Source organism: Kribbella sp. NPDC056345 (genome assembly GCF_042262745.1).
Lineage (GTDB): Bacteria > Actinomycetota > Actinomycetes > Propionibacteriales > Kribbellaceae > Kribbella.
Genome location: NZ_JBHJQQ010000001.1, coordinates 1205826 through 1231019, shown reverse-complemented (window position 1 = coordinate 1231019; position 25194 = coordinate 1205826). Strand labels below are relative to the sequence as shown.

The following is a 25194-nucleotide window of genomic DNA, read 5'->3' as shown; positions in this document are numbered from 1 at the left end:
CGTCTGCTGGGCGGTGGCGGCGGGTGTGGTGAGCGGGGCGGGGGTGGGTGGTGGGCGTATACGTCCTGTCGGTGGGGTGTTAGAGGGTGGCGATGGCGGTGATGCCGATGGTGATGCCTACCAGGTAGGTGCCTAGGGCGCCGATGTCTCGGAGAGGGCCGTGGGCGGCGAGGGTTTTGGCGGTGAGCATGCCGATGGCGTGGGTGGTTCGGACCAGGAGGGCGGCTATGGCCAGGGCGTCTACCAGCCAACTGGTGGAGAGGAAGGAACAGACCAGGAGGAGGACCAGCAGGGTGGGGATGTATTCGGCGGCGTTGCCGTGGGCTCGGACGGCGATCAGGAGGGGGTCGGCGGGGTCGGTGGGGGCTTGGTTGCCGCTGCCTCGCATTGCTCGGTGGCGGGTGACGTTGGCGCCCAGCAGGAAGAGCAGGATGCCTAGTAGGGCCATGCAGACGATGGTGATGGTGCTCATGTCAGGACTCCTTCGCGTGCGGTGAGGTGCTGGACGATCGAGTGGCTGAGGGTGGTGCCGAGGAGGGCGTCGGTTTTGTGCATGCCGCCGGGGCAGGTGACGTTGACCTCGATCAAGCGGCCGCCGATGACGTCGGCGCCGGCGATGGTGAGGCCGTGCCGGACGAGGACCGGGCGGAGTACGGCGGCGATCGCGAGGTCCGCGGCATCGATCGGGGCGATGGCGACCGGCGGGCCAATGCGGAAGTCGTTCGCGTCCGGCCGGCGGAGGACGGCGCCGACGATCTCGCCGTCGAGCAGGAAGAGTCGTTTGTTGCCGTGCGCAACGGCTGGCAGGTACTCCTGTGCGATCACCTGCCGCCGCCCACCGCGGGTGGCCGACTCCAGCAGGGACATCGCCGCGTGGTCGTCCCGCACGAGCCAGACGTCGAGTCCGGCGAATCCGTCGACCGGCTTGACGATCGCGGTCCCGGTGCGGGCCACGAACTCGCGGAGCGCGGCAACCGACGTACCGACATAGGTTGCCGGGCACAACGAAGGGAACCGGAGGGCGATCAGTTTCTCGTGGACGGCGCGGATCCCGTCGGGGCGGTTGATGACGCGGGTGCCGGCGAGGTCCAGCAGGTACGTCGCGTGCAGGTAGCGTTCGTCGACCGGCGGATCGATCCGGAGATGCGCCACCGCGAAGGAAGCAACGTCGATCAGCGCGGTATCGAGTTCGTCGTACCAGCTGGGGTCGACGATCCACCGGTGATCGTGGCCGGGGCGTCGTGGGCGGAGGCGGATCCGGTGGGCGCGGGCGTACAGGCGGCCGTCGATGACGGCCAGCTCCTCCGGCTGACAGCACCAGACCTCGTGGTCGAGGTCCTGCGATGCGGCCATCAGGCCGATGGTCGCATCGATATCGGCCTGCAGCCCGGTGAGCGGGTCGGTGACGAACAGGATGGCGCTCATGCGGCCAGCTCCAGGTCCAACTGCCCGTCGGCAGCCGCGAGCCAGTGCTCACCCAGGTGAACCCGATCCGCCTCCAGACGCCGTAACACGATGCGGCGGTGGGCGTCGTCGTACATCAACCTCGTGAGCGCGTCGACGACAGGCGCGACGTCGGATGGTTCCTGCGCGTCGAGGAAGCGAACCTCCAGGTACGTCGATCGCGGGCGAACCGGCGGGAACATCGTGGTGAGGTGCTCGGCCGCGCTCCCAGTGAAGACCGCAGCGCCGGCAGCGAACGCCGTATACGCCGCAACAAGGTCGTCAGCGACCAGCCGGTCGTCGAACCCGGTCCGAGCCGGATCAGTCTCGAGCCAGGTCGTGAGCCGCCCGTGCGGACCGGAGCTTCGCGCGAAGGTTGCCGCGAGGTAAGGCCCAGCGAGGTTGAGGACCCGCCACTGCTCCGCACCCGCCTGCCCCGGCCACCAGTCCAGGCAGATCTGCGTGGATGCAGTACGCCGCATCATCCGCCGACCGGCCGGTCCGATCGAATCGAAGTGTCGATGCATCGCGACGTACCGCGGGCTCGTCAGTTGTAGCGGAACCTCGTGCTCGGGCCGTGGGTCGACCGGCAGTGCGTAGGTGGTGATGTGCGCGGCGGTCAGGCGGTGCGTGAGGTCGTCGACCATCGTGCGGAGCTGGCCGACTGGGTCGAGCGTGCACGGCAGGCTGAGCTCGAGCTGACCGCCCGGCTCGAAGCTGATGTACGGCGCCGCGATCGCGCCGGCCGCTGCCCGCCGTACCCGCTCGATCGGTACGGCGGCCCCCGTGGTGGCGTCGGCGACCAGGAACTCCTGCTCGACCGCGACCCGGACGCTCCGGCGCCGGCCCCGCGCAAACAGCTCCGCCACCAGCGGCTGCAGTTCCTTCGGTTTCATGGTCGCTCCTGATACTGTAAGGATTCCTGTCGAAATAATGGAAGGAATCCTTACGAGTGTCAAGCGTTGAACTTCCCCGGCTCGGCCAGAAACCGTTCATCGCCCTGGTGGACCGCGCCAATCGCGTGCTCCAGACGCACATGGTCCGCGAGATGCACAAGCACGGCCATCCGGAGATCAAGCAGGCCCACAATGCCGTCTTCGGCACCCTGCAGTCGGAGGGTTCGCGGTCGGCGGACATGGCGCACCGGGCCGGGATGACCCGGCAGTCGATGGGTGAGGTGGTCCGCGAGATGGTTGCCCTAGGCATCCTTGAGATGCGCCCGGATCCGCAGGACGGCCGCGCCAAGCTGGTCACCTATAGCGAGCTCGGCCGGCACGCGGCGGCGGACGGTTACCAGCACCTGCGTGACCTGGAAGAACGCTTCGCCGAAGAGTTCGGTGCCGAGGAGTACGCCGTCGCCCGTGACGTCCTCGCCCGGGTGGCCGACGTACTGGAGCGCTGGGACGCGGAGTGAAGCGTCAGTCGGGCAGGTCGGCGATCCGGTCGGCGACTCGCTCTAGTACGGCGATCTCCTCGGGGTTGAGGTGGTCGAGGAAGCGGGCCCGGACCGACTCGAGATGGCCGGGCGCGGCTTCGGCCAGTACGGCGAACCCGGCGTCCGTGAGGTGGTAGATGGAACCGCGGGCGTCGGCGGGATCCGGCTCGCGCTCGATCAGGCCGCGGGCCTCCATCCGCGCCGCGTGATGTGACAGCCGGCTGCGCGACCACTGCATCTTCTCGGCGAAGTCCTTCAGGCCCCAGCGGCGGTCTGGCTTCTCCGACAGCGTGCTGAGCACCTCGTAGTCCGCTGAGGACAGTCCGAGCTGGGTGAGGTCGCGGCCGAGGCGCGACGGCAGCACGGTCAGTAGTCGCCGGACCGCACGCCAGGCGCGCTCTTCGTCGGTGCTCAGCCACTGGGTCATGCGGTGATCCTAGCTTTCTTTGACATGTCATAGAAACTTGCTATCGTCTTTGACATGTCAATGAAAATCATGGTGGTCGTCGCCAGCACGCGACCCGGGCGGCTCGGACCGGCGATCGCGGAGTGGTTCCTCCGGGCGACGGTCGCCACTGCGGCCGAGCTGGAGATCGTGATCGACGTGGCCGACCTCGCGGAGGTGGGCCTGCCGTTCCTCGATGAGCCGGAGCATCCGTCGACCGGCGTCTACGTGCATGCGCACACCCGGGCCTGGAGTAGCCGGGTGGATGCGGCTGATGCGTTCGTGTTCGTGACGAGTGAGTACAACTTCGCGATGCCGGCCACGCTGAAGAACGCGTTCGACTTCCTGAGTCGCGAGTGGGCCTGGAAGCCGTGCTTGTTCGTCGGCTACGGCAATACGTCGGCGGGCTCACGGGCGGTCCAGATGGCCCGCGGGGTGGCGGCGTCGATGCGGATGCTCTCGATCGGTGGGGATGTGTACCTGCGGATCGCCGACGATGTCGTCGATGGCGAGGTCGTCGTGGATGAGCGGCGGGTCGGATATGCCCGCGGCGCGTTGACCCAGCTGGCGCGGGCGGCCGACGTACTGCGGCCCTTGCGTGAGCGGGATGGGCAGATCGTTGCGGCAGAAGCAGGGGATGTGCCGGAGCTGGTCGTGCTGCAGCGTGCCTGCTGGGTGGACGAGGCGATTGCGAATCAGGCGCTCGACCTGCCTGCGCTGACCGAGACTGCGGCGGAGGTCGCGGCGGCGCTCGCGGAGTGGCGCGTCTGGGTGATTCGATCCGGTGGCCGACTGATCGCGTCCGTGCGGGCCCGGCGGGACGGGGATGCCTGGCTGATCGGGCGGTTGATGGTTGCCCCGGACTACCGACATCAGGGCCTAGGGCAACAACTTCTCGCGCACGCTGAAGCCCATGCCCCGGCCGGTACGGCGACCATCGCGTTGTGCACCGGCGTTCGCAGTACTGGTCCGCAGGCGCTCTATCGCCAGGCCGGCTACTCCCTCACGCGCGAAGGTGCTCCGCCTGGATCCGTACTGCTCCGCAAGGCAACGACCGGATATGTCGGGAATAGTTGACATGTCGGAAAATCCCGACATATTCTCGAACGTATGACGGATGCGTTTGGGGCGTTGGCTCACCCGGTGCGGCGGAAGTTGCTGGAGCTGCTGATGGCAGGGCCGCGGACTGCGGGGGACCTTGCTGCGCAGTTCGAGTTGAGTCGGCCGGCGGTGGCCGAGCATCTGAAGGTGTTGCGGGAGGCGGCGTTGGTGCGCGATCGGGCCGAGGGGCGCGAGCGGCATTACTCGCTGGACGGTGCGCCGCTGGCGGAGGTCGGCGAGTGGCTGCATCCGTTCGAGGAGTACTGGCGGCCGCGACTGCGGGCGCTGGCCGAGGTTGCCGAGGACCTGGAGGGTTCGGATGAGTGAGAAGGCCATCGTGGTGGATCAGTTCGTGGCGGCGGCGCCGGAGCGGGTTTGGCGGGTGCTGACCGAGCCGGAGCTGCTGGCGCGGTGGTGGGCGCCGGGTGATGTTGCGCCGGTCGTCGGGCACCGGTTCCACCTGCAGATGCCGAAGTGGGGTGAGGTCGCTTGCGAGGTCACGCATGTCGAGGCGCCGGCCCGGTTCACCTACACCTTCAACGGGGACTGGACGCTCGACTGGCGGCTCACTCCCGAGGGCCGCGGTACTCGCCTGTTCCTCGAGCACTCCGGCTTCGATCTCGACAACAACCGGCACCGGATGGCGTTCGACCGGATGGGTCCGGGCTGGCGTGACGAGGTGCTGCCGCGGCTCGCCGTACTGGCTGCCGAGCTGCAGGCCAATCTGGCCTAGCCGCGACCCGCCCAGCCGCGATACTTGAGGTATCGACTAGAGCTGGGGGTGCTCGATGCGCGCATATCGCGTGATAGCCGGTGTCACTGGGGTTGTCGGAGTTCTTGGGGCGGTGCTCAGCCAGATCGGGGCTGCGGAGGCGGATCGGACTTTCGCGTCGGCGTCCGAGGTTGCGCAGAGTTTGATCTCGATCGGGGTGCCGTTCATCGGTGCGGTGGCGGCTCGGCGGGAGCGGTCGGTGTTCCGGTTCGCGATCGGGTACGCCGTGGGATTGGCGGCGGTGGGGCTGGTTGCGTCGATTCTCGTTGCCTGGTTGGTGCCATCGACAGCAAGTGACCGTTGGGAGCACGCGCCGGTCCTGGTGATCGGAGCCTTCGTCACGCAGGTTGTGGCGCAGCTGGTCGGGATCGGATTGGGCATGCTGATCGGGCGCGGTTGGATCGCGGCTGCCGCGACAATCGTCTTCCCGCTGGGCCTGTACGGCGTACTGTCCGCCACTGCACCAGGTGCGCGGCCATGGCTGACGCCGTTCGGGTCGGCGCAGCCGTGGTGGAACGGCGAGTACGGTGGATCGGACGTGCTGCCGAATCTGGTGATGTTCGCGTTGTGGGGTCTCGCGCTCAACCTCGCGGGTCTGTACGTCGCGCGTTCGCGACAGCCCTAGGGCAGGGTGTTGCCGGCAGCTGTGTAGAGGCGGTACCACTCTTCGCGGCTGAGCGTGATCGCGGCGCCGGCGGCGGCATCCTGGACTCGGCTCGGTGTTGTGGTGCCGATGACGATCTGCATCTTGGCGGGATGCCGCGCCAGCCAGGCGATGGCGATCGCGTCGGGGGAGGTGCCGTGCGCGTTCGCCAGTTCGTCGAGGGCGTCGTTCAGCTCGGGGTAGTTCTCCCGGTCGCCGATGAAGACGCCACCGTTCGCCGGGGACTGCACAGAACCCCAGGTCTGGATCGTCATGTCGTACAACCGGCTGTAGTCGAGGATGCCGAGGTCGCGGTCGGCCGACTGCTCCAGGCCCATGATGTTCGCGGCCAGACCCTGCGCGACCAGCGCGGCGTTGGTGATGCTGAACTGGAGTTGGTTCGCGACGAGCGGCTGACGGACAGCCTTCCGGAGCAGCTCGATCTGACCCGGAGTGTGGTTCGAGACGCCGAACGCACGAACCTTCCCGCTGCTGTGCAACTCGTCGAACGCGGCCGCAACCTCATCCGGCTCGACGAGAGTGTCGGGGCGGTGGATCAGCAGTACGTCGAGGTAGTCGGTCCGCAGCGCGGTCAGCGACTGCTCGACACTCGACAGGATGTGCTCGCGCGACGAATCGAAGAACCCCGAGCGGATTCCGACCTTCGACTGCAGCAGGATCTGGTCCCGCTCGGACGCCGGCACCGGCTGCGCCTCGCCGTACCGCTGCTCGCAGCCGTGCGGACCGCCGTAGATGTCCGCGTGGTCGAACATCGTCACCCCGGCATCGCGCGCGGTCCCGACGAGGGTGCGAATCTCCTCGTCGGTCTTGTCCTTGATCCGCATCAGCCCGAGGACGACCTGCGAAGCCGCGGTCCCGGTGCCACCCAAGTCAATTGTCGTCACAAACCCCGACCCTACTCGTCGGCCTTCGGCGGCAGCGTTGGGTAGTCGACGATCGGGTAGAGGCCGACGGTGAACCCGTACGTCGTGCCGCCCGCGCGCGGGAGTTTGTCGAACGTGTCGATCAGCTCGTGGACCCCGCGCCAGAACTCGGCCGCGCGTTCCTCGGGGATCCGGGCGTGCCGGATGAACGAGCGGAGCTGACCCTCGTCGTAGGCGCTCCGGGACTCCTCGGCAGCAACCTCGAAATCGTTGAAGTCCTCGGGCAGTTTGCCGCCCTGGCGGCCGAGGCCGACGTAGAACGAGCGGGCCGCGCGGCCGTAGAACCGCTCCTCGATCGCGCGCACCTTGTGGGTCCGGACGACGCGCAGGATGCCGGCATCCGCGAGCACCTTCACGTGATGGGCGACCGTGCTCTTCGGTCGTTTCACCGCGGTGGCCAGCTCGGTGACGGTCGTGGCGCGCTCGTGCAGGAGGCCGAGGATCGTCGTCCGGAGTGGGTCGGCGATCGCCCGCACCTGCTCGGCGGTCGTCAGCTCGAGAGTCTCCGCGAGTTCGTAGTCCGGGACCGCGGGGCTGTTGCCTGTCACGGTCGAACAGACTAGCATTCCCGATTGTTCGAGATATTTGGATCATTGGAGCTGAAGATGACCGAGGTCGTGCTGTACCACCACTCGCAGGGGCTCACGGACGGGGTGAAAGCCTTCGCCGAGGAGCTCCGCCAGGCGGGGCACACCGTCCATACGCCCGACCTGTACGACGGCAACACCTTCGACACCATCGAGGACGGCATGGCGTACGGCAAGAGCATCGGCTTCGGCAAACTGCTCGAGGCCGGTGTCGCCTACGCCCAGGACCTGCCGGAGAACGTCGTCTACGCCGGGTTCTCGATGGGTGTCATGCCGGCCCAGCAACTCACCCAGACCCGGGCCGGTGCCCGCGGCGGTCTCTTCTACCACTCGTGCCTGCCGGTCAGCGAGTTCAGCGAAACCTGGCCGGCCGGGGTCCCCGTGCAGATCCACGGCATGGACGAAGACCCCTGGTTCACCGAAGAAGACGGCGACCTCACGTCCGCCCAGGCCCTGGTAGCCGCCAACCCCACCGAAGCCGAGCTCTTCCTCTACCCCGGCAAAACCCACCTCTTCGCCGACTCCTCCCTCGCGGACTACAACCAGGAAGCCTCAATCCTCCTGATCCAGCGCACCCTCGCCTTCCTCGCCAACCTCCCCTGACCCATTTCGCTGCCTAGCCACTGTGGTTGGGGGTTAAGCACCGTGGTTATGGGTGGAGAACCCCCGATTTGGCTGCCTAGCCAGGGAAATGCGGGTGTGGCGGGGGCGTGGGTCAGGCGGTGGCTGGCGTATCGGCCAGGGCTGGGGTGGTTGTGGTGGAGCGGGTGGGGATGCAGGCGGCGATGGCCAGGGCGATGAGGGCTGCGGCGGCGCCGGTGATGAGGACTACGCGGAAGCCGTTCTGGGAGGGGAGGGTGTAGGTGCCCAGGTTGATGGTGAGCTGGGCGAGGATGACGCCGGCTACTGCGCTGGAGACCGAGGTGCCGATGGAGCGCATCAGGGTGTTGAAGCTGTTCGCGGCGGCGGTCTCGGAGACGGGGACGGCGGACATGATCAGGGCGGGCATGGCGCCGTAGGCGAGGCCGATACCGGCGCCGATCAGCAGTGAGACCAGGACGATCTCCCAGACCGAACCCATGAAGACGCTGCCGACGCCGTAGCCGGTGGCGACCACGATGGCGCCGAGCATCAGGGTGATCTTGGGGCCGCGGGCGGCGGAGAGCTTGGCGGACAGGGGTGCGGTGACGAGCATGATCAGGCCGGACGGGCCCATCACGAGACCGGAGGCGAGCATCGACTGCCCGAGTCCGAAACCGGTTGCCTTCGGCATCTGCAGCAACTGCGGCACGACCAGCGACATCGCGAACATCGCGAACCCGAAGACCATCGACGCCAGGTTCGTCAGCAGTACCTGCGGTCGCGCGGTCGTCCGCAGGTCGACCAACGGCTCGCTGGTACGGCGTTCCCACCAGCCCCACGCGAGGATCGTGACGACTGCCACGGCGAACAGCCCCAGTGTCGGAGCGCTCGCCCAGCCCCAGTCGGCCCCCTGAGAGATTGCCAGCAGCAACGAAATCAGGCCGACCGACAAACCGACTCCACCCAGTACGTCGAAGCGCCCGCCCGAGCGGACGGTGGATTCGGGAACGAAGCGCAGTACCAGTCCGAAGATGAGTACGCCGAGTCCGGCCGATACCCAGAACAATGCGTGCCAGCTGAGGTTCTCGGCCAGCAAGGCCGCGGCGGGCAGCCCGAGCGCCCCGCCGACCCCGAGTGACGCGCTCATCTGCGCGGTCGCCGTACCGAGGCGGTCGGACGGCAGCTCGTCGCGCATGATGCTGATCCCGAGTGGGATCACGCCGGCTGCGAAGCCTTGCAGCGCGCGACCGACGACCAGTGGGATGAGTGAGTTGCTTAGTGCGGCGACGATCGAACCGGCGATCAGCAGGCTGATGCTGATCAGCAGCATCCGGCGCTTGCCGTACATGTCACCGAGCCGGCCCATGATCGGGGTCGCGACCGCGGCCGCGAGCAGGGTCGCGGTGATGGCCCATGCGGTCGCGCCGGCCGAGGCGTTCAGCAGTCGCGGCAGTTCGGGGATGACTGGGATGACCAGCGTCTGCATCAACGCGACCGTGATACCGGCCGACGCGAGCACTGGAACCACTGCGCCGGCTCGTACCGGCGGGTCGGCGGGGGCTGCGGACATCGGATGCCTCCGAGGGGCAAGGGGTTGGAAAGATGGTTGGTTTCTGCAACCAAAGATTAAGTCAGTCAGTTGACTTAAGCAAGATCGCGAGGCAAAGTGGAAGTCAGACCCACACGGAGGTGATGTCTCGTGACCGAGCGTGACGCGATCGACTATCCATTGGCCCCCATTGCCGCCATCGAGCCCCCAGCGGAGTGGGAGGAGCTGCGGCAGCAATGCCCGGTGGCCCACGTCCGGCTGCCGAGCGGCGACCAGGCGACCTTGCTGACCCGGTACGACGACATCCGGCAACTGATCGCGGATCCCCGGTTCGCGCGCAACTCCAGCGAGGCGAACGCAGCCCGGATCTCGATGCTGGACCAGCAGGAGTCACCGATCCCGCGACTCGGGGACGGTCACCAGCGCTGGCGGCGGATGCTGACCAAGTGGTTCACCGCCAAGCGGATGGCCGAGCTGCGACCACGGATCGAGGCGATGGCCGAGCAGCTCGTCGACGAGATGATCGCGCAAGGCCAGCCGGCCGACCTGCGCGCGAGTTTCGGCTTCCCGCTCCCGGTGTGGGTGATCTGCGACTTGCTCGGTGTGCCCAACGAGGACCGCGATCGCTTCTCGCACTGGTCCGACACGTTCCTGAGTGTCAGCCGCTACAGCCAGGGCGAGGTCGACGCCGCGCAGGCGGAGTTCACGACGTACATGGCTGGTCATGTCGCCGCCAAGCGGGACGCCCCTGGGGAGGACCTGCTCGGTGACCTGATCACCCGCGCCGACGCTGCCGGTGAGTATCTGAGCGACGACGCACTCGTTGCTACTGGCAAGGGTCTGCTGATCGCCGGGCACGAGACCACCACGAACATGATCGGCAAGATGATGGCGATGCTGCTCGCCGACCGCACGCACTGGGAGCAGTTGCTGGCCGATCCGACGCTCGTTCGTACCGCGGTCGAGGAGACCCTGCGGTACGACGCGAACGCCGGGTTCGGCCTGACCCGGTACGTCGATGAAGACGTGGAACTGCCAGGTGGGACGCTGCCCGCCGGTACGACGGCGATCTGCAGCCTGGGTTCGGCGAACCGCGACGAGTCCGTGTTCCCGGATGCGGCTGAGCTGGATCTGTCGCGCAGCCCGAACATCCACATGTCGTTCGGTGTCGGACCGCACTCGTGTGTCGGTCAGTCGCTGGCGCGGACCGAGCTGCAGGTCGTGCTGGAGGTCCTCCTGCGGCGACTGCCGACGCTGGCTCTCGGCGTACCGGTGCGGGAGTTGCCGCCGGTCGAGGGTCTGCTCGTCGGCGGGCTGCAGAAGGTGCCGGTGGTCTGGTGATGATGGCGAAGACGGTCCGGGCCGAGCGGGTGAACGCGACCCGGGAGCTGATCCTGGCCACCGCTGAGCGGATGTTCGCCGAGCGCGGGCTGCACGAGGTGTCCAACCGGCAGATCAGCGAAGCCGCCGGGCAGGGCAACAACACCGCGGTCGGGTATCACTTCGGGACCAAGACCGACCTGATCAAGGCGATCCTGCAGAAGCATGCGGCCCAGGTCGAGGAGCGTCGGCGGGAGCTGATCGCCGAGGCCGGGGACAGCCAGGACCTGCGGGTCTGGGTCAGCTGCCTGGTGCGCCCGACCACCGACTACCTCGCGACGCTCGGTATCCCGAGCTGGGTGGCGCGATTCAACGCGCAGCTGATGAACGATCCGGTGCTGCGTGGACCGCTCGTCGACGACCTGCTGACCTCGCAGTCGATGCAGTGGATCATCGAGCGGCTCGACGCCATCCTCGCCGACCTCCCGCTGGAGGTTCGGATGGAGCGCGGCAGTATGACGCGCCTACTGATCCTGCAGATGTGTGCGGAGTACGAGCGCGCGCTGGCAGACGGTGAGCCGACCAACCGGGCGACCTGGCACGACATGGCGACCGGGCTGATCGACGGCATTGTCGGAGTCTGGAACGCACCGGTGACACAATGAGCGTGCTGATCGTCGGTGCGTCCGCGGCTGGGCTATCCACGCTGGAAGCCCTTCGCAGGCAGGGATATCAGGCGCCGATCACCGTGCTCGGCGCCGAGACGCACCTGCCGTACGACCGCCCGCCCCTGTCCAAGCAGTACCTCTGTGGTGACTGGGACGAGGTGCGCACCCGGTTGCGCCCGGAGGAGATGCTCGCCAAGCTCGAAGCCAACTTCGTATTAGGCGACCCGGCAACAGCGCTGGACGTCGACCGGCGCCTGGTGAGCACCGAGTCGGGCCGTGAACTATCCGCCGACGCAATCGTCATCGCCACCGGCCTCCGCCCCCGCATGCTGCCCGGTCAAGAGGGCCTCGCAGGAGTACACGTCCTCCGCACCCTGAGCGACGCAGATGCCCTGCGCCGCGACCTGGCGGGCGCAACCAGGGTGGGCGGCACCGAAGCCACGCCACCCCGCGACGCCTCCTCCGCTCCGCCGCGCTTGGTGGTTGTGGGGGACGGCGTGCTGGGGGCTGAGGTTGCTGCTACTGCTCGGAAGCTTGGGTGTTCGGTGACTATGGCGGGGCCGCAGGCGGCTCCTTTGGAGAGTCAGTTTGGGGCGGTGGTGGCTGGGTTGCTGGCCGAGCTGCATGTGGCTGAGGGTGTGGACCTGAGGTTGGGTACGGCGGTCACTGGGTTGACGTCGGCGGGTGGCCGGGTGACCGGTGTGCAGCTGGCGAGTGGTGAGCATCTGCCGGCGGATGTTGTGGTGGTGGCGCTTGGGGCGACGCCGGCTACGGAGTGGCTGGTGGACAGTGGGCTCACGCTCGACAACGGCGTGGTGTGCGATTCGCAGTGCCGGGCGGCCGAGGGGATCTATGCCGCTGGTGATGTCGCAAGGTGGCGGCATGACGGACTGGATGCCTTGCTGCGCTTGGAGAATCGGACCAATGCCACCGAGCAGGCCGCGTGTGTCGCCGCGAACATTCTCGGCGAGAACCGTTCCTACGCACCGATCCCGTATTTCTGGACCGATCAGTTCGCCACCAAGATCCAGGTGCACGGCCTACCGAGCGCCGACGCCGACATCACTGTCGCCGAGGGGGCGATCGACGACCGCCGGTTCGTCACTCATTACCGCCGCGACGGCCGCACAGTCGCCGTACTCGGCTGGAACATGCCCAAACAGACGCGCCTGCACCGCGCACACCTGGTGTAAGCGTCAAACCCTCGCTGGGGAAGGGAATGCGATGACAGCAACTCAGCAAGCTCCGGAGTATCCGATGGCCCGCGCGGCCGGATGCCCGTTCGATCCGCCGCCGCGACTGCGCGAACTCCAGGAGGAGGGGCCGCTGACGAAGGTGGATGTGTTCGGCCAGTCCGTCTGGCTGGTCACCCGGTACGACGAGCAGCGCCGGCTGATGTCGGATCCGCGGCTCAGCTCGGATGTCACCAAACCGGGCTATCCGAACTCGACGCCGGTGCCGTTGCCACGCGATGACGACGGCCCCGGGATCGGGTTCATCCTGATGGACGACCCGGAGCACGCGCGGCTGCGCCGGATGGTGACTGCTCCGTTCATGATCAAGCGGGTCGAGGCGATGCGCCCGCAGGTGCAGAAGATCGTCGACGACCTGATCGACGACCTGCTGGCCGGGCCGAAGCCGGTCGATCTGGTGCAGGCGTTCGCGCTGCCGATCCCGTCGCTGGTGATCTGCCAGCTGCTCGGCGTCCCGTACGAGGACCACGACTTCTTCCAGGTCAACAGCAGCATCCTGCTGCGCACGACGGCCTCGATCGAGGAGCGGAACAAGGCGCGCGGCAACATCGGCGGCTACCTGCACGAGCTGATGGGCGACAAGCTGGAGAACCCGAAGGACGATCTCCTGTCCGGGCTGGCCGAGCGGGTCAACGCCGGTGAGCTGAGCCGCAAGGACGCCGCCGGGATCGGTGTCCTGCTGCTGATCGCCGGGCACGAGACGACCGCGAACATGATTGCCCTCGGCACCCTTGCGCTCCTCGAGCACCCCGATCAGCTCGCGAAGCTGCGCGACACCGACGACCCGAAGCTGATCGCCGGTGCGGTCGAGGAGCTGCTGCGATACCTGAACATCACCCACAACGGCCGTCGCCGGGCGATTCTCGAGGATATCGAGTTCAACGGGCAGATTCTGAAGGCCGGTGAAGGGGTGATCTTCCCCAACGACATCGCCAACCGCGACCCGGAGATGTTCCCGGAGCCGGACACCCTGGACGTGACCCGGGACGCCCGCCGGCATGTCGCGTTCGGGTTCGGCGTACATCAGTGCCTTGGGCAACCACTCGCGCGACTCGAGCTGCAGGTCGTCTACGGCACCCTCTACCGCCGGATCCCGACGCTGCGCCGGGCGGTCGAGCTCGACGACGTCCCGTTCAAGCACGACGGCGCCGTGTACGGCGTCTACTCCCTCCCCGTCACCTGGTAACGCGCGGCCCACCGAGAGAAAGAAGCAAGCTGATGAAGGTCATTGTCGATCAGGACAAGTGCGTCGCCTCGGGGCAGTGCGTGACCGCGGCCATGGACGTCTTCGACCAGCGGGACGAGGACGGCATCGTCGTCCTCCTCACCGACACCCCGCCCGACGAGCTCGCCGTCGACGTCCACCAGGCCGCCGCGGTGTGCCCGGCCCTGGCGATCGTTGTAGAGGACTAGGCACGCCCCTCGCTCGGCGTAGGTTCGGTGCATGGACGCGTTCAGGATCGAGATCCCGGACCAGGCCGTGCAGGACCTCGCCGAGCGGTTGCGCGCGGTGCGCTGGCCCCGGCAGTTGCCCGGCACCGGCTGGGACCGTGGAGTTCCGGTCGAGTACCTGCAGGCGATCGTCGAGCGCTGGCAGTCCTACGACTGGCGGATCTGGGAAGCCCGCCTCAACGCGTACCCGCAGTACACGACGCGGATCGACGACCAGACGATCCACTTTCTGCACGTCCGCTCCGCCGAACGCAACGCCGTACCGCTGATCCTGACCCACGGCTGGCCGGGTTCCGTGGCCGAGTTCCTGCCGGTGATCGGCCCGCTGACCGATCCGGCGGCGTACGGCGGCGATCCGCGCGACGCGTTCCATCTCGTCGTACCGTCGGTGCCGGGCCACGGTTTCTCGGTACCGCTCGAGTCCGGCTGGAACCACGAGCGGATCGCGCGCGGGTGGGCTGAGCTGATGGGCCGGCTCGGCTACGACCGGTACGGCGCTCAAGGCGGTGACACCGGATCAGTCGTGTCACCGTGGCTCGGGGCGGTCGACCCGGAGCACGTGATCGGCGTTCATATCAACGGTGGGCTGGCCTTTCCCGACGTACGGCCTGATGATCTCGAGCACCTCAACGAGGTCGAGCGGGAGCGGCTCGCTGCGGCCGAGCGGCTGCGTGCTGTCGGGACCGGGTACGCCGAGCTGCAGGGAACGCGGCCGCAGACCATCTCGTTTGCACTCAGCGACTCACCGGTCGGCCAGCTGGCCTGGATCCTGGAGAAGTTCTGGGAGTGGACCGATCCGGCCCGCGCGCTCCCCGAGGATGCGGTCGAGCTCGACCACCTGTTGACCGACGCATCGATCTACTGGTTCACCAACACCAGCGCAAGCTCCGCGAACCTGTACTACGAAGGTCGCGGCGAACCCGGGCCGCCGCGGACCGAGGTGCCGACCGGAGTGGCGGTCTTCCCGACCGATCCGGCGATCCGGCGCGTGCTCGACCGCCGGCACCGGATCGTGCACTGGTCCGAGTTCACCCGCGGCGGTCATTTCGCGGCGCTGGAGGCACCGGATCTGCTGGTCGACGACATCAGGAAGTTCTTCCGTGGATTGTGAGGAAGGCCTGGAGATCGCCGGCGAGCTGGTCGGGATACTCGCCGTTGATCGCGTGTGAGGCCTCCGGATAGAACTTCACCGTCTTGTTCTTCAGCGCCCGCTCGGCCACCTCGCGTGCCTTGACCGGGTCGTGCATCACCGACTTACCCGCGATGATCGCGAGGACCGGCATCTTGAGTCCGGCCAACTGCTCCTCGGTCATCTGCCCAGGCTGCGGCTGGCGGATCGTGTAGTTCTTCATGGCGGACTCGATCATCTCGGCGACCGGCACGTGCTCCACCGGCGCGCCGCCGGCGGTGTAGGAACTGAAGCTGTCGCGCCAGGATCGCGGCAGCCACTTCACCGAAGCCGGGAGGGCACGGACGGCCGTCTCGGCCGGGATGCTGCCGAAGGTGAGCGCCGGTTCGACGAGCGACAGCGTCGCGATCCGATCGGGACGCCGTACGGCGAGGTTGGTGGCGGTCCAGCCGCCGATCGACAGGCCGAGCACGTTGAACTTCTGCTCGGGGAGCGCGGCCAGCATCTGGTCGAGCCAGGCGGCCTTGTCCTCGGCGCTGGTGATCGGCCGGTTCTGGATGCTCATACCGGGCTCGCCGAGCAGGTCGAGGGCGTAGACATCGCCGAGCTTCAGCAACGACGGCATGTTGTCCGCCCAGACCGGCGTACCGGACATCGTGCCCGGGAGCAGCACCAGCGGGTGGAACTTCTGCTGGGCGCCGGCGAAGCGATAGACCCGGACGAGTCCGTAGTCGGTGCGGACGTCGAGGGTCGCGGCCGGCTTCGGCATGTCCTGCATCGACCGGCCGTACTTGGCCAGGTAGTCCTCATAGCCGGACGCACTGTTCCAGTGCCCGACCGGCGACGGCGTCCGGAGGACGAACACACCCGCGAGTACCAGAGCGCCGACAACTCCAAGCGCGATCAGCAGTCGGCGTTTCGGCTTCTTCATGATGGCTCTCCTAACCACTTGGTAGGTAATTCCACCATAGGGTAAGTTGAGCTCATGCGCGAACGGACCTTCACCGAGCAGGCCCGGCGGACCCAGCTGATCGACGTCACGATCGAGCTGGTCGCCGAGCACGGCTATCCGGCGACCTCGCTGGCCCGGATCGCGGAGGCTGCCGGCATCACCAAGGCCGCCGTGCTGTACCACTTCCCGTCGAAGAACGCGCTGGTCGAGGCGGCCTACACACACGTCCTGACCGCGCTGGTCACCACCGTCGGTACGGCGGTCGACGTCGCGGCACCGGCCGACGGGCCGGCGGCGTACGTGCGGGCGATGGTCGGGCATCTGCGCGTCAATCCGCGGCATACCCGGATGATCATCGAGGCGATGGTGAACGTGACTCCGGAGTTCGCCTCGGCCGACCGGTGGTCCGCCGTGGCCGACCTACTCACCGCAGCTCGGGCTGCGCGGGGTCTCGACGGGTCGATCGATCTCCGGACGGCTGCCCTGGTGGTCGGGGGCGGGATCGACGCGATCGTGGCCGAGTCCCTGACCGATCCGGCTTATGACACGGCTGCCGCGGCCGACGTACTGGTTGCTGCCATCGAGCGGGCCTGGCTGACGGACTGAGGCGGGACCCGCGCGGGGGCGTGGAACATCAGCAGGGAGCCGTCGCGTTCGACGGTGGCGTCGGGCCAGCGGCGGCGGACCATCCGCAGACTGGCGTCGTTCGCGGAGCTGACCACGAACAGGAAGTGGGTTGCGCCGGACGCGATCGCGTCAGCGGCGGCGATGGCGAGCATCCGGACACCTAGGCCGCGACGCTGCTCGGCATCGCTGATCACGGCGGCCAGCTCCGCCGTACCAGGGCTGCCGACTGCCCACGCCCACATCGCGTGGCCGACGACCGCGTCGTCCCGGGTGGCGACCCAGGAGGCGCCGCTCGGGCAGAGCATCCGCAGCAGCAGGGCCGGCCGGGGTGGCCGCCCGACGCCGGCCTGGAAGCGGAAGAAGAGGCTGAGGTCGGACAGTCCGGTCAGCATCCATGCGAGTGCGTCCAGGTCGGCTTCTCCGGCGCGACGGATCGCGGGAGCCGTTCCCGATTGATGCCGTACGAGCTGAGTCTGATTCACGGATTCAGCCTGACTGGAGTTGGCTAAGTCTGTCAAGCAGACTTATCCTCGAACCATGAGTACGCGGGTACCGGAGGCGATGGCCTTCTCGACGCAGAACTGCACGATCTCCCGGACGATGGAGATCCTCGGCGACAAGTGGACCTTCCACGTGTTGCGGGAGCTGTTCGTCGGCGTCCGCCGGTTCGAGGACATCCGGACCCGGTCGGGTATCCCGCGGCAGGTGCTGACCGATCGGCTGGCCGCGCTGATCGAGCGCGGTGTCCTGCGCCGGCACCCGTACCGCGAACCCGGTCAGCGCGAGCGGTACGAGTACCGCCTGACCCAGGCCGGTCTCGACCTCTACCCGGTCCTGGTCGCGATCATCCAGTGGGGCGACCAGTACCTCGCGACCGAGGGCGGTCCGCCGATCGAGCCGCGCCATCGCGACTGCGGTGAGCACGTGAGCGTCGTACTGCGGTGTGAGGCCGGGCATGAGCCGGAGCCTCGCCAGGTCGCGATCCTGGCCGGTCCCGGTGCCGTGCTCCGGGAGGCGAGCTAGATCGCGTCGATGGCCGCGCGGATCAGCCGCTCGGTGTCCCGCGGCTGCGCGGCGGCGATCGACAGTGCGTCCATCGTGACGATGTACGCGTCCAGGTCCTCGCGCTTGTCCAGGTAGACCGCGCTGGTCAGGTGCTCGATGTAGACGATGTCGTTCAGATCGGCCTGGTTGAAGCGCAGCAGGGTGAACGCGCCACCGGTCGCCGTGTAGCCGCCCTTGCTGAACGGGATGATCTGCAGCGTCACGTTGTGCCGCCGGGACTGCTCGATCAGGAACTCGAGCTGGTTGCGGAGAACCGTCTTGCCACCGATCGGCCGGCGCAGCACGGCCTCGTCGATGAGGGCCCACAGCCGGGCCGGTCGCTGCCGGGTCAGCACCTCCTGGCGGCGCATCCGCAGGGTGACCAGGCGATCCTGCTCGGCGCGCGGCATCGGCTCGTCCAGCCGGCCCAGCGCCATCACGGCCCGGGCGTACTCGGGGGTCTGCAGGAGACCAGGCACGAACTGGAGCTCGAAGGCCCGGATCAGGTCCGCGGCCATCTCCAGGCCGAGGTAGGAATGGAACCAGTTCGGCGTCAGGTCGTCGTACCGCTGCCACCAGCCGGGGTCGTTCGCCTGCCGGGCCAGGCTCACCAGCCGGTCGCGCTCGACCTCGTCGTCGACCTTGTACAGCGCGAGCAGGTCCTCGACGTCGCGGACCTTGAATCCGACCCGGCCGAGCTCGAGCCGGCTGATCTTCGACTCCGAGCCGCGGATCGCCCAGCCCGCGTCGCTCCTGGTGATGCCGGCGTCCTCGCGGAGCTTGCGCAGGTGTGAGCCGAGCATGATGCGCAGGGCGGTAGGCCCGCCGTACGCCGGTTCCGTCACGCCTGCCCTCCTGAGATCTTCGGGTCGTCAAGGATCATTTCACAACCGAATGTAAGCCCGTCCAGGGCGACCCGCGTGCACGACGTGTTCACTGGGCCCTACTGTCAGTACAGTCTCTCTGTAGCCTTCCCGACAGACAGTGATGAGGTTCGCGAATGCCCGACTCCAGCAAGGCTCCCAGTTCGATTCCGGTCGGGGTGGACACCACCAGGGCCAGTATCGCCCGGGTGTACGACGCCTTCTTGGGCGGCAAGGACAACTACGAGGTCGACCGCGAGGTACTGCGCGGGGTCCAGGCCGCCGCGCCGCAGGCCCAGGACCTGGCCTGGTCGAACCGGAACTTCCTGATCCGCTCGTGCCGGTTCCTGGCGGGCCAGGCGGGGATCACGCAGTACCTGGACTGCGGATCCGGTCTGCCGACCGCCGAGAACACCCACCAGGTCGTGCAGCGGATCCAGCCCGACGCCAAGGTGCTCTACATCGACAACGACCCGGTGGTGCTCGCGCACGGCCGCGCGCTGCTCGAGGAGAACGAGAACACGCTGTTCGTCAGCGCCGACATCTTCGAGCCCGAAGAGGTGCTGAGCACCCCCGAGGTGCGTGAATTCCTCGACTTCAGCCAGCCGATCGCCGTGATGCAGGCCGGCACGCTGCACCACTACATCGGCAGCGAGGGTGCGCAGATCATGAAGGAGTACGTCGACGCGGTGGTGCCCGGGTCGTACACGGTGATCTCGCACTTCTTCGACCCGGAGACTCCGGAGCACACCGAGGTCGCCCAGAAGATGGAGGACAAGTTCATCCACAGCCCGATGGGCAGCGGCAGGTTCCGCACCCGCGCGGAACTGATGGAGTTCTTCCCCGGCCAGGAGCTGGTCGCCCCGGGCCTGGTGCTCTGCGACGACTGGTGGCCGGACGGCCCGCGGCTCAAGCCGCTGAACCAGGTCGAGGAGTGCATCGTCGGCGCGGTCGGCCGCAAGCTCTAGCCCGTACGTCGAAGTGCCCCGGAGCTGTGAGTTCCGGGGCACACCGCGTTCTACGCCGGTAGTGTCCAGCGCTGACTGGCCGAGTTGTTGCATGTGGCAACGGTTACGGCGTTGCCGAGGGCGGCCGGTGCGGTCAGGCACTTGCCGTTGACCCGGAGCGAACCGTCCGCGGCAGCTGTCCATTGCTGGTTGGTGCCGCCGTGACAGCTGTAGGCGATGACGGTTCCGGCCTGGGTCGCACTGGCATCGAGACAGCTGAACTGAGCGTGCAGCGTGTCGTTCTCCGCGTGGACCCAGTTCTGGTTGTTCCCGCCGGTGCAGTTGTAGAGGAGGACCGTCGTACTGTCGGTGCCGGACACGTCCAGGCACCCACCGCTGCCGCGGATCTCACCGGACGACGAGTTGCCGATCCCGTTCTCCTGTACGGCGGTTGTCCCGGAGATCGTCACCTGGCTGTCGCCCGCGCAGCCCTTGCTCTCCGAGCTGCCGGTGAAGCGCGCCGTACTGCTGCCACTGGTGGGCAGCGGCATCGTCAGCTTCGAGTAGGGCTCGTCGTCGCAGGTGGCCTTGCTGTTGTTCCAGTCGAAGTACTCGGTCCAGCTGACCATGCCCGACGTACTGATCCGGTTGCCGTCGCCGGTCTGCAGGCTGCCGAGTTTGAACGACGTACCGGCGGTCAGGTCGCGGACGGTCACGCCGTACCAGCCGCTGCCTTCGTCGGCGATCGCGAAGGCGTAGGTGTGGCCGGCGACCGGAGTGCGGTCGAGACGGCAGCTGCCGCCGGTGCCGTCCTCCTGGAACTTGAGGCAGTACGTCCCGGTGTCACCGGCTCGCCAGGCGGTCGAGTTCCAGAGCGAGTAGATGAACATGCCGACGCCGTCGCGGTGGGTCTGCAGGCCGGTGTAGCCGCCGACGTCGTCGGCGGTGAAGCCGAACTGGTTGGCCCAGTAGACGTTGGCGCGGCCCGGTGACGCGTCGATCGTCATCCGGAACTCGGCCTGGGACAGGGATGCGGTGTCGAAGGTGTAGTTCACGTACGTGCCGGGCGTGACCCCGATGGCGTGCGCTGGAAGGGTTGGGATCAGAGCGGCGCCGAGGCTGAGCAGGGCGCAGAGCAGTAGGGGCTTGAGTTTCATCGGACCTCCAGGGCGAAGTGGGCGGACTTCGGGTCAGGAGCGCTCGCGATGATGATGCTCAGAACTGCTCGGGATTGTCCAGAGGTGAGCAGTTAACGTTACACGTGCTCGGAAATGAGCGTTGCGATCGTTCGCTCTTCCAGTCCGATGAAGACGTGCGGGAGGTCGCCCGGGTAGGAGATGTAGTCGCCGGGGTGCAGTTCGATCGGCTCGTCGGCCGGGCCGATCAGGGCGCGCCCGGTGCCGAGGATGACGTGCTCGACGACGCCCGGGTTGTGCGGGTCGGACCTGCGTCCGGGGCCGGGGCTGACCTCGATCCGGTAGATGTCGCGCCGCGCGTATGGCGGGCTCGAGGCGACCAGTGTCGCGCTGTACTCGGGGTTCTCGGAGTAGAGCACCGGTCCCTCGCCCGCCCGGATCAGCTGGACCTTCGGCCGCGGCGGGTCGAGCAGCGTGGCGAACGGTGTGTCGAGCGCGACCGCCAGCGCCCACAACGTCTCGACGCTGGGATTGCCGGTGGCCGACTCCAGTTGGGAGAGCGTCGACTTCGCGACACCGGCCCGCTTGGCCACCTCGCTGAGCGAGAGACCGGCGCGCGCCCGGTGCCGGCGCAGGGAAGCCGCGATCACATCCAGTGGGGCTTTGTTGTCCATCCGTGTTCGCTCCATCGGTCCAGTCGTTCGAGTTGACGAACGGGCGGTCGTGTGTTCATCATAATGTCCATGCGTTCGATCTGGCGAACACTCGACCGGCGGCTGGCCCGCGACATCGGCCTCGTCTGCCTGGCCGACGGCGTCGTCGGCATCTCGTACGGCGCGATCAGCGTCGGCGGCGGCTTGCCCTGGTGGGTGCCGGTGCTGCTGTCGATCGTCGTGTTCGCCGGGGCCTCGCAGTTCCTGTTCGTCGGGATCGTGGCGGCCGGCGGCAGCCCGATCGCGGCGATGATCGCCGGGCTGCTGGTGAACACCCGGCACGTCCCCTTCGGCCTGGCCGTCAGCGACGCGATCGGGTCCGGCTGGCGGCGCTGGCCCGGCAGCCACCTGATGACCGACGAGAACGTTGCCTTCGCCATCGGCCAGGACGATCCGCGGCAGCGCCGCGCGGCGTACTGGGCCGGTGGAATCGGCATCTTCATCTGCTGGAACCTCGGCACGCTGATCGGTTCCGCGGCCGGCTCGGTCATCACCGATACCGACGCCTTCGGCCTGGACGCGGCCTTCCCCGCGGTCCTGCTCGCGTTGGTCCTACCGGCGCTGCGTGACCGCTCGACCCGCACGGCGGCCTTGGTCGGAATCGTCGTCGCCCTGGCCACCACGCCGTTCCTGCCCGCCGGTCTGCCAGTGCTGTGCGCCTTGACCGGCCTCCTGTTCTACCGCACCCCCGCATTGGAGCCGGTCCGATGAACAACACCCCGCTGCTCCTGGCAGCTATTGCGATCCTTGCTGTCGGCACCTTCGCGTTGCGGTTCGCGGGACCTGCGCTGCGCAGCCGGTACGAGATCCCGGAGCGGGTCCAGGGTCTGCTCGCGGCCGCTGCGATCGTGCTGCTGACCGCACTCGTCGCCACCGCCGCGCTCACCGACGGTACCGGTCCGGCCGGCGTCGCCCGGCCGGTCGGCGTACTGGTCGGTGGCATCCTCGCCTGGCGCAAAGCGCCGTTCGTCCTGATCGTCGTGGCCGCTGCCGCAACCGCCGCTGGACTCAGACTCCTCGGCGTTCCCTAAACCGACTAACGTGCTGCTATGAGCAGCTCATCCGCCCAATCGGCTGCGCCGCGACGAACGCCGATCTGGATCGGCATCGGATGTTTCGTGGTCGGCCTGGCACTCACGGCGTTCTTCGTCGTGCGGATCGTCACGACGGCACCAGCCTCGCCGCAACCGGTCGGCGAGAGCCAGACGCCGGTGACGCTGGAGGACAAGGGGCTGACGATCTACTCGTCGATCCCCGTGCTCGAAGTGCCGTGCCGGGTCAAGGACGCGCAGGCCGGCGACGTGGCGATCGTGCAGTCGCGGAACACCGAGCAGATCACCGTCAACGGCGACAGCTGGTACGTCGTGGCCCGGTCGCAGGACCCGGTCCCGGCCGGGGAGTACGTGGTCAGCTGCACCGACAAGGAGACCAGCGCGACCTACGCCGTCGGCCCCCGGAGCTCGGTGCTGGCGTTCGTACTGTCGATCTTCGGGGCGATCGGCTCGGTCCTGATCTTCGGAGCCCTCGGAGCCGTCCTGCTGACGGTCGGCCTACTCCGGCGCCGCCGGAAGCCCGTCGGCCGAGTCCCCGGCTACGCGCCGCCACCCGGAACGCCGGCCCCTCCGATGCACTCGCACCCGGCACCGCCGCCGTACACGCCGGGTCCGAATCCCGACCGTCCACAGGACCGCTGAATGGATCTCGACTGGCCCGGCTGCCGCAACGCCCGCGATGTCGGCGGCTTGCCCACGGCCGACGGTCGCACGATCCGGTACGGCGTACTGATCCGCTCCGAGAGTCTGCAGTATCTGACGCCCGAGGGGGTCGAGGCGGTACGGCGTTCCGAGGTCAGCCGCATCCTCGACCTGCGCACTGACCGTGAGGTCGGGGATGCGCCGACGCCGTTCACCGGATCACCGATTGCGGTTCGGCAACTGCTGGCGGATCCGGCCGATCCGGAGCACGGGCAGCCGACGATCGTCGCGGCCTGCACTTGGATGCTGGACCGGCGGCCGACGCTGTTCGCGGCCGCGGTGAAGGCGATCGCGGACGAACCCGAGGGTGCAGTCGTCGTGCACTGCCACGGCGGCAAGGACCGCACCGGCATGGTGGTCGCCCTGGCCCTAAGCATCGCCGGTGTCCCACGCGACGAGATCATCGCCGACTACTACCTCACCCAGTCCCGCCTCGCCCCGTGGCTGGAAGAACAGCTCGCCGCCGAACCGGACGTCTCCAAGCACCCGGAGATGATCGAGTTCCGCGACACCCGAGCCGAGTCCCTGGTAGCCATCCTGGCCCACGTGGACGAGGTCTACGGAGGCCCCGAGCCCTACCTACGCCACGGCGGCCTAACCACCGAAGACCTAACCCGCCTCCGCCACCGCCTGATCGAGTAACGCCCCCGCCCACCTCCACAGCCCCAGCCCCAGCCCCAGGCCCGAGGCAATTTCAACGGATATCCGTCCGCGGTGCCCCTTCTCCGCTCGTATACGAACTGAGAAGGGACAACAGGAGGGGATATCCGCTCAAATGAACCGCGGCCGGACAGGGCCGGGAACGGTTGGGTTGGACTGTGCGGGCTAGACGGTGCGGGGTTTTTCGCGGAGGCCGATGAGGAAGCCCAGGCCCCAGGACATGTGCATGGTGGCGCAGATGAGGGGCATCTGGGCCAGTGCCTTCCAGGGGAGGTAGCGGCCCTCGACGGCTGAGCCGAAGAGGAGGAGCAGGCCGTAGCCGAGGGGGGCCAGGAAGCCCAGGTCGAGCCAGGCGTTGCCGGTGATCAGGCCGATGATGCCGAGGATGGTGCCGAGCACGATCCCGATCACGGCGACCGGCGGGGCGAGGTAGCGCTTGCTTGCGGTCTCGGGGTGCCGGCGGATCACCTCGCGGCGCCACTGGCCGGTGTGGAAGAACTGCTTGGCGACCGCGGACAGCGAGGAGCGCGGCCGGTAGGTGACCGACAGATCCGGGCTGAACCAGATCAGCCCACCGGTCTTGCGGATCCGGTAGTTCAGCTCCCAGTCCTGGGCGCGGTGCATGGTCTCGTCGAAGCCGCCGACCCGCTCCAGCGCCGCACGCCGGAAGACCCCGAGGTACACGGTGTCGGCCGGGCCCGCCTTGCCACCCTGGTGGAACGTCGATGCGCCCAGCCCGAGCCGCGAGCGGTACGCACAGGCGACCGCCATCTCGGTCGGGGTCCGGCCCTCGGCCGCCATCACGCCGCCGACGTTGTCCGCGCCGCTCTCGTCCAGCACCTCGACCGCGCGGGTGATGTATCCGTCGGTGAGGGCGCCGTGGCCGTCGACCCGGACCAGGATGTCGTGCCGCGCGTGCGCGATCCCGACGTTCAGCGCGGCCGGGGTCTTGCCGGTCGGGTTCTCGACGATGCTGATCCGGTGATCGCGGTCGGCGAGCTTGTCCGCGATCTCCTGGGTCCGGTCCTTGCTCGGGCCGATGGCGAGCACGACCTCGAGCTCACCGGGATAGTTCTGGTCGAGCACGCGCCCGACAGCCTCTTCGAGGTGGCGTTCCTCGTTCAGCACGGGCATCACGACGGAAACGGGCGGCCAGGAGGACAACGGCATATCAG

Annotated in this window: 32 protein-coding genes; 19 read left to right on the top strand and 13 right to left on the bottom strand. The window is 68.0% G+C overall.

Annotated elements, in window-relative coordinates:
- Nucleotides 1–79: 79 nt before the first annotated feature.
- The 3 genes from ACFCV3_RS05615 to ACFCV3_RS05605 are packed head-to-tail and all read right to left on the bottom strand — an operon-like array spanning nt 80 to nt 2339.
- On the bottom strand, nt 80–472 hold the full coding sequence (locus ACFCV3_RS05615) for an MAPEG family protein (protein WP_376026372.1): 393 nt from the start codon (nt 470–472) through the stop codon (nt 80–82).
- The gene (locus tag ACFCV3_RS05610; RefSeq protein ID WP_376026370.1) at nt 469–1425 is read right to left on the bottom strand and encodes a hypothetical protein; all 957 of its coding nucleotides are present in this window, start codon (nt 1423–1425) and stop codon (nt 469–471) included. Before ACFCV3_RS05610 ends, ACFCV3_RS05615 begins: the two co-directional genes overlap by 4 nt.
- The gene (locus tag ACFCV3_RS05605; protein ID WP_376026369.1) at nt 1422–2339 is read right to left on the bottom strand and encodes a glutamate-cysteine ligase family protein; all 918 of its coding nucleotides are present in this window, start codon (nt 2337–2339) and stop codon (nt 1422–1424) included. Before ACFCV3_RS05605 ends, ACFCV3_RS05610 begins: the two co-directional genes overlap by 4 nt.
- 56 nt (nt 2340–2395) lie before the next feature.
- Here ACFCV3_RS05605 and ACFCV3_RS05600 point away from each other — a divergent pair, with 56 nt between their 5' ends.
- Nucleotides 2396–2857, top strand: coding sequence for a MarR family winged helix-turn-helix transcriptional regulator (locus tag ACFCV3_RS05600; RefSeq protein ID WP_376026367.1), 462 nt, complete (start codon nt 2396–2398; stop codon nt 2855–2857).
- Nucleotides 2858–2861: 4 nt separating this feature from the next.
- On the opposite strand, the gene ACFCV3_RS05595 is transcribed toward ACFCV3_RS05600, so the two are convergent.
- Complete coding sequence (locus tag ACFCV3_RS05595) at nt 2862–3305, bottom strand: MarR family winged helix-turn-helix transcriptional regulator (protein ID WP_376026365.1); 444 nt, start codon at nt 3303–3305, stop codon at nt 2862–2864.
- Between the two features lie 54 nt (nt 3306–3359).
- On the opposite strand from ACFCV3_RS05595, the gene ACFCV3_RS05590 reads away from it, so the two are divergent.
- Genes ACFCV3_RS05590 through ACFCV3_RS05575 form a run of 4 tightly spaced genes read left to right on the top strand, consistent with a single transcriptional unit; the run spans nt 3360 to nt 5821 of the window.
- Nucleotides 3360–4400, top strand: coding sequence for a GNAT family N-acetyltransferase (locus tag ACFCV3_RS05590; protein WP_376026364.1), 1041 nt, complete (start codon nt 3360–3362; stop codon nt 4398–4400).
- A 33-nt stretch (nt 4401–4433) separates the two neighbouring features.
- Nucleotides 4434–4751, top strand: coding sequence for an ArsR/SmtB family transcription factor (locus tag ACFCV3_RS05585; protein ID WP_376026362.1), 318 nt, complete (start codon nt 4434–4436; stop codon nt 4749–4751).
- The gene (locus ACFCV3_RS05580; protein ID WP_376026361.1) at nt 4744–5157 is read left to right on the top strand and encodes an SRPBCC domain-containing protein; all 414 of its coding nucleotides are present in this window, start codon (nt 4744–4746) and stop codon (nt 5155–5157) included. Before ACFCV3_RS05585 ends, ACFCV3_RS05580 begins: the two co-directional genes overlap by 8 nt.
- Before the next feature lie 55 nt (nt 5158–5212).
- Nucleotides 5213–5821 (top strand): hypothetical protein, encoded by a 609-nt coding sequence (locus ACFCV3_RS05575; protein WP_376026359.1) that lies wholly within the window; start codon nt 5213–5215, stop codon nt 5819–5821.
- On the opposite strand, the gene ACFCV3_RS05570 is transcribed toward ACFCV3_RS05575, so the two are convergent.
- A complete protein-coding gene (locus ACFCV3_RS05570) occupies nt 5818–6744 on the bottom strand; it encodes an aldo/keto reductase family oxidoreductase (RefSeq protein WP_376026358.1) in 927 nt (308 codons plus the stop codon). The two genes, ACFCV3_RS05575 and ACFCV3_RS05570, sit on opposite strands and share 4 nt — an antisense overlap.
- Before the next feature lie 11 nt (nt 6745–6755).
- Entirely contained in the window at nt 6756–7331 is a 576-nt protein-coding gene (locus ACFCV3_RS05565; RefSeq protein ID WP_376026356.1) for an ArsR/SmtB family transcription factor, read from the bottom strand.
- A 57-nt stretch (nt 7332–7388) separates the two neighbouring features.
- Between ACFCV3_RS05565 and ACFCV3_RS05560 the strand changes: the two genes are divergently transcribed.
- Nucleotides 7389–7973 carry a dienelactone hydrolase family protein gene (locus ACFCV3_RS05560; protein WP_376026354.1) on the top strand — a complete coding sequence of 195 codons (585 nt, stop codon included), beginning with the start codon at nt 7389–7391 and terminating at the stop codon, nt 7971–7973.
- Between the two features lie 112 nt (nt 7974–8085).
- Here the strand turns inward: ACFCV3_RS05560 and ACFCV3_RS05555 are convergent, their stop codons facing one another.
- Nucleotides 8086–9522, bottom strand: a complete 1437-nt coding sequence (locus tag ACFCV3_RS05555; protein WP_376026352.1) for an MFS transporter — start codon at nt 9520–9522, stop codon at nt 8086–8088.
- 129 nt (nt 9523–9651) lie between these two features.
- Between ACFCV3_RS05555 and ACFCV3_RS05550 the strand changes: the two genes are divergently transcribed.
- Genes ACFCV3_RS05550 through ACFCV3_RS05525 form a run of 6 tightly spaced genes read left to right on the top strand, consistent with a single transcriptional unit; the run spans nt 9652 to nt 15305 of the window.
- Nucleotides 9652–10842: a cytochrome P450 gene (locus ACFCV3_RS05550; protein WP_376026350.1), complete on the top strand. Its 1191-nt coding sequence runs from the start codon at nt 9652–9654 to the stop codon at nt 10840–10842.
- The gene (locus ACFCV3_RS05545) at nt 10842–11486 is read left to right on the top strand and encodes a TetR/AcrR family transcriptional regulator (RefSeq protein WP_376026457.1); all 645 of its coding nucleotides are present in this window, start codon (nt 10842–10844) and stop codon (nt 11484–11486) included. The genes ACFCV3_RS05550 and ACFCV3_RS05545 overlap by 1 nt, the downstream gene beginning before the upstream one ends.
- On the top strand, nt 11483–12682 hold the full coding sequence (locus ACFCV3_RS05540; protein ID WP_376026349.1) for an NAD(P)/FAD-dependent oxidoreductase: 1200 nt from the start codon (nt 11483–11485) through the stop codon (nt 12680–12682). The genes ACFCV3_RS05545 and ACFCV3_RS05540 overlap by 4 nt, the downstream gene beginning before the upstream one ends.
- Before the next feature lie 31 nt (nt 12683–12713).
- The gene (locus ACFCV3_RS05535) at nt 12714–13928 is read left to right on the top strand and encodes a cytochrome P450 (protein WP_376026347.1); all 1215 of its coding nucleotides are present in this window, start codon (nt 12714–12716) and stop codon (nt 13926–13928) included.
- Nucleotides 13929–13960: 32 nt separating this feature from the next.
- Nucleotides 13961–14155: a ferredoxin gene (locus ACFCV3_RS05530; RefSeq protein ID WP_132404597.1), complete on the top strand. Its 195-nt coding sequence runs from the start codon at nt 13961–13963 to the stop codon at nt 14153–14155.
- A gap of 31 nt (nt 14156–14186) precedes the next feature.
- Complete coding sequence (locus ACFCV3_RS05525; RefSeq protein ID WP_376026345.1) at nt 14187–15305, top strand: epoxide hydrolase family protein; 1119 nt, start codon at nt 14187–14189, stop codon at nt 15303–15305.
- Here ACFCV3_RS05525 and ACFCV3_RS05520 read toward each other — a convergent pair.
- Nucleotides 15280–16254, bottom strand: a complete 975-nt coding sequence (locus ACFCV3_RS05520; protein ID WP_376026343.1) for an alpha/beta fold hydrolase — start codon at nt 16252–16254, stop codon at nt 15280–15282. The genes ACFCV3_RS05525 and ACFCV3_RS05520 overlap by 26 nt on opposite strands.
- A 54-nt stretch (nt 16255–16308) precedes the next feature.
- On the opposite strand from ACFCV3_RS05520, the gene ACFCV3_RS05515 reads away from it, so the two are divergent.
- A complete protein-coding gene (locus ACFCV3_RS05515; RefSeq protein ID WP_376026341.1) occupies nt 16309–16881 on the top strand; it encodes a TetR/AcrR family transcriptional regulator in 573 nt (190 codons plus the stop codon).
- Here the strand turns inward: ACFCV3_RS05515 and ACFCV3_RS05510 are convergent.
- Nucleotides 16815–17384 (bottom strand): GNAT family N-acetyltransferase, encoded by a 570-nt coding sequence (locus ACFCV3_RS05510; protein ID WP_376026339.1) that lies wholly within the window; start codon nt 17382–17384, stop codon nt 16815–16817. The genes ACFCV3_RS05515 and ACFCV3_RS05510 overlap by 67 nt on opposite strands.
- A 55-nt stretch (nt 17385–17439) precedes the next feature.
- Here ACFCV3_RS05510 and ACFCV3_RS05505 point away from each other — a divergent pair, with 55 nt between their 5' ends.
- Entirely contained in the window at nt 17440–17925 is a 486-nt protein-coding gene (locus ACFCV3_RS05505; RefSeq protein ID WP_376026338.1) for a winged helix-turn-helix transcriptional regulator, read from the top strand.
- On the opposite strand, the gene ACFCV3_RS05500 is transcribed toward ACFCV3_RS05505, so the two are convergent.
- Nucleotides 17922–18791 carry a helix-turn-helix domain-containing protein gene (locus ACFCV3_RS05500; protein WP_376026336.1) on the bottom strand — a complete coding sequence of 290 codons (870 nt, stop codon included), beginning with the start codon at nt 18789–18791 and terminating at the stop codon, nt 17922–17924. The genes ACFCV3_RS05505 and ACFCV3_RS05500 overlap by 4 nt on opposite strands.
- A gap of 155 nt (nt 18792–18946) precedes the next feature.
- Between ACFCV3_RS05500 and ACFCV3_RS05495 the strand changes: the two genes are divergently transcribed.
- Nucleotides 18947–19777: an SAM-dependent methyltransferase gene (locus tag ACFCV3_RS05495; protein WP_376026334.1), complete on the top strand. Its 831-nt coding sequence runs from the start codon at nt 18947–18949 to the stop codon at nt 19775–19777.
- Nucleotides 19778–19827: 50 nt separating this feature from the next.
- Here ACFCV3_RS05495 and ACFCV3_RS05490 read toward each other — a convergent pair whose 3' ends face one another.
- Together ACFCV3_RS05490 and ACFCV3_RS05485 are read right to left on the bottom strand one after the other, a co-directional pair.
- The gene (locus tag ACFCV3_RS05490) at nt 19828–20913 is read right to left on the bottom strand and encodes a ricin-type beta-trefoil lectin domain protein (RefSeq protein ID WP_376026333.1); all 1086 of its coding nucleotides are present in this window, start codon (nt 20911–20913) and stop codon (nt 19828–19830) included.
- A 98-nt stretch (nt 20914–21011) separates the two neighbouring features.
- On the bottom strand, nt 21012–21566 hold the full coding sequence (locus ACFCV3_RS05485; RefSeq protein ID WP_376026331.1) for a helix-turn-helix domain-containing protein: 555 nt from the start codon (nt 21564–21566) through the stop codon (nt 21012–21014).
- A 69-nt stretch (nt 21567–21635) separates the two neighbouring features.
- Between ACFCV3_RS05485 and ACFCV3_RS05480 the strand changes: the two genes are divergently transcribed.
- From ACFCV3_RS05480 to ACFCV3_RS05465, 4 genes are read left to right on the top strand one after another with little or no spacing between them, the layout of a single operon-like run.
- On the top strand, nt 21636–22316 hold the full coding sequence (locus tag ACFCV3_RS05480) for an AzlC family ABC transporter permease (protein WP_376026329.1): 681 nt from the start codon (nt 21636–21638) through the stop codon (nt 22314–22316).
- Complete coding sequence (locus ACFCV3_RS05475; protein WP_376026328.1) at nt 22313–22636, top strand: AzlD domain-containing protein; 324 nt, start codon at nt 22313–22315, stop codon at nt 22634–22636. Before ACFCV3_RS05480 ends, ACFCV3_RS05475 begins: the two co-directional genes overlap by 4 nt.
- A gap of 18 nt (nt 22637–22654) precedes the next feature.
- Nucleotides 22655–23299: a hypothetical protein gene (locus ACFCV3_RS05470; protein ID WP_376026326.1), complete on the top strand. Its 645-nt coding sequence runs from the start codon at nt 22655–22657 to the stop codon at nt 23297–23299.
- On the top strand, nt 23300–24001 hold the full coding sequence (locus ACFCV3_RS05465; RefSeq protein WP_376026324.1) for a tyrosine-protein phosphatase: 702 nt from the start codon (nt 23300–23302) through the stop codon (nt 23999–24001).
- Between the two features lie 183 nt (nt 24002–24184).
- On the opposite strand, the gene ACFCV3_RS05460 is transcribed toward ACFCV3_RS05465, so the two are convergent.
- Complete coding sequence (locus tag ACFCV3_RS05460) at nt 24185–25183, bottom strand: glycosyltransferase family 2 protein (protein ID WP_376026455.1); 999 nt, start codon at nt 25181–25183, stop codon at nt 24185–24187.
- Between the last annotated feature and the right edge of the window lie 11 nt (nt 25184–25194).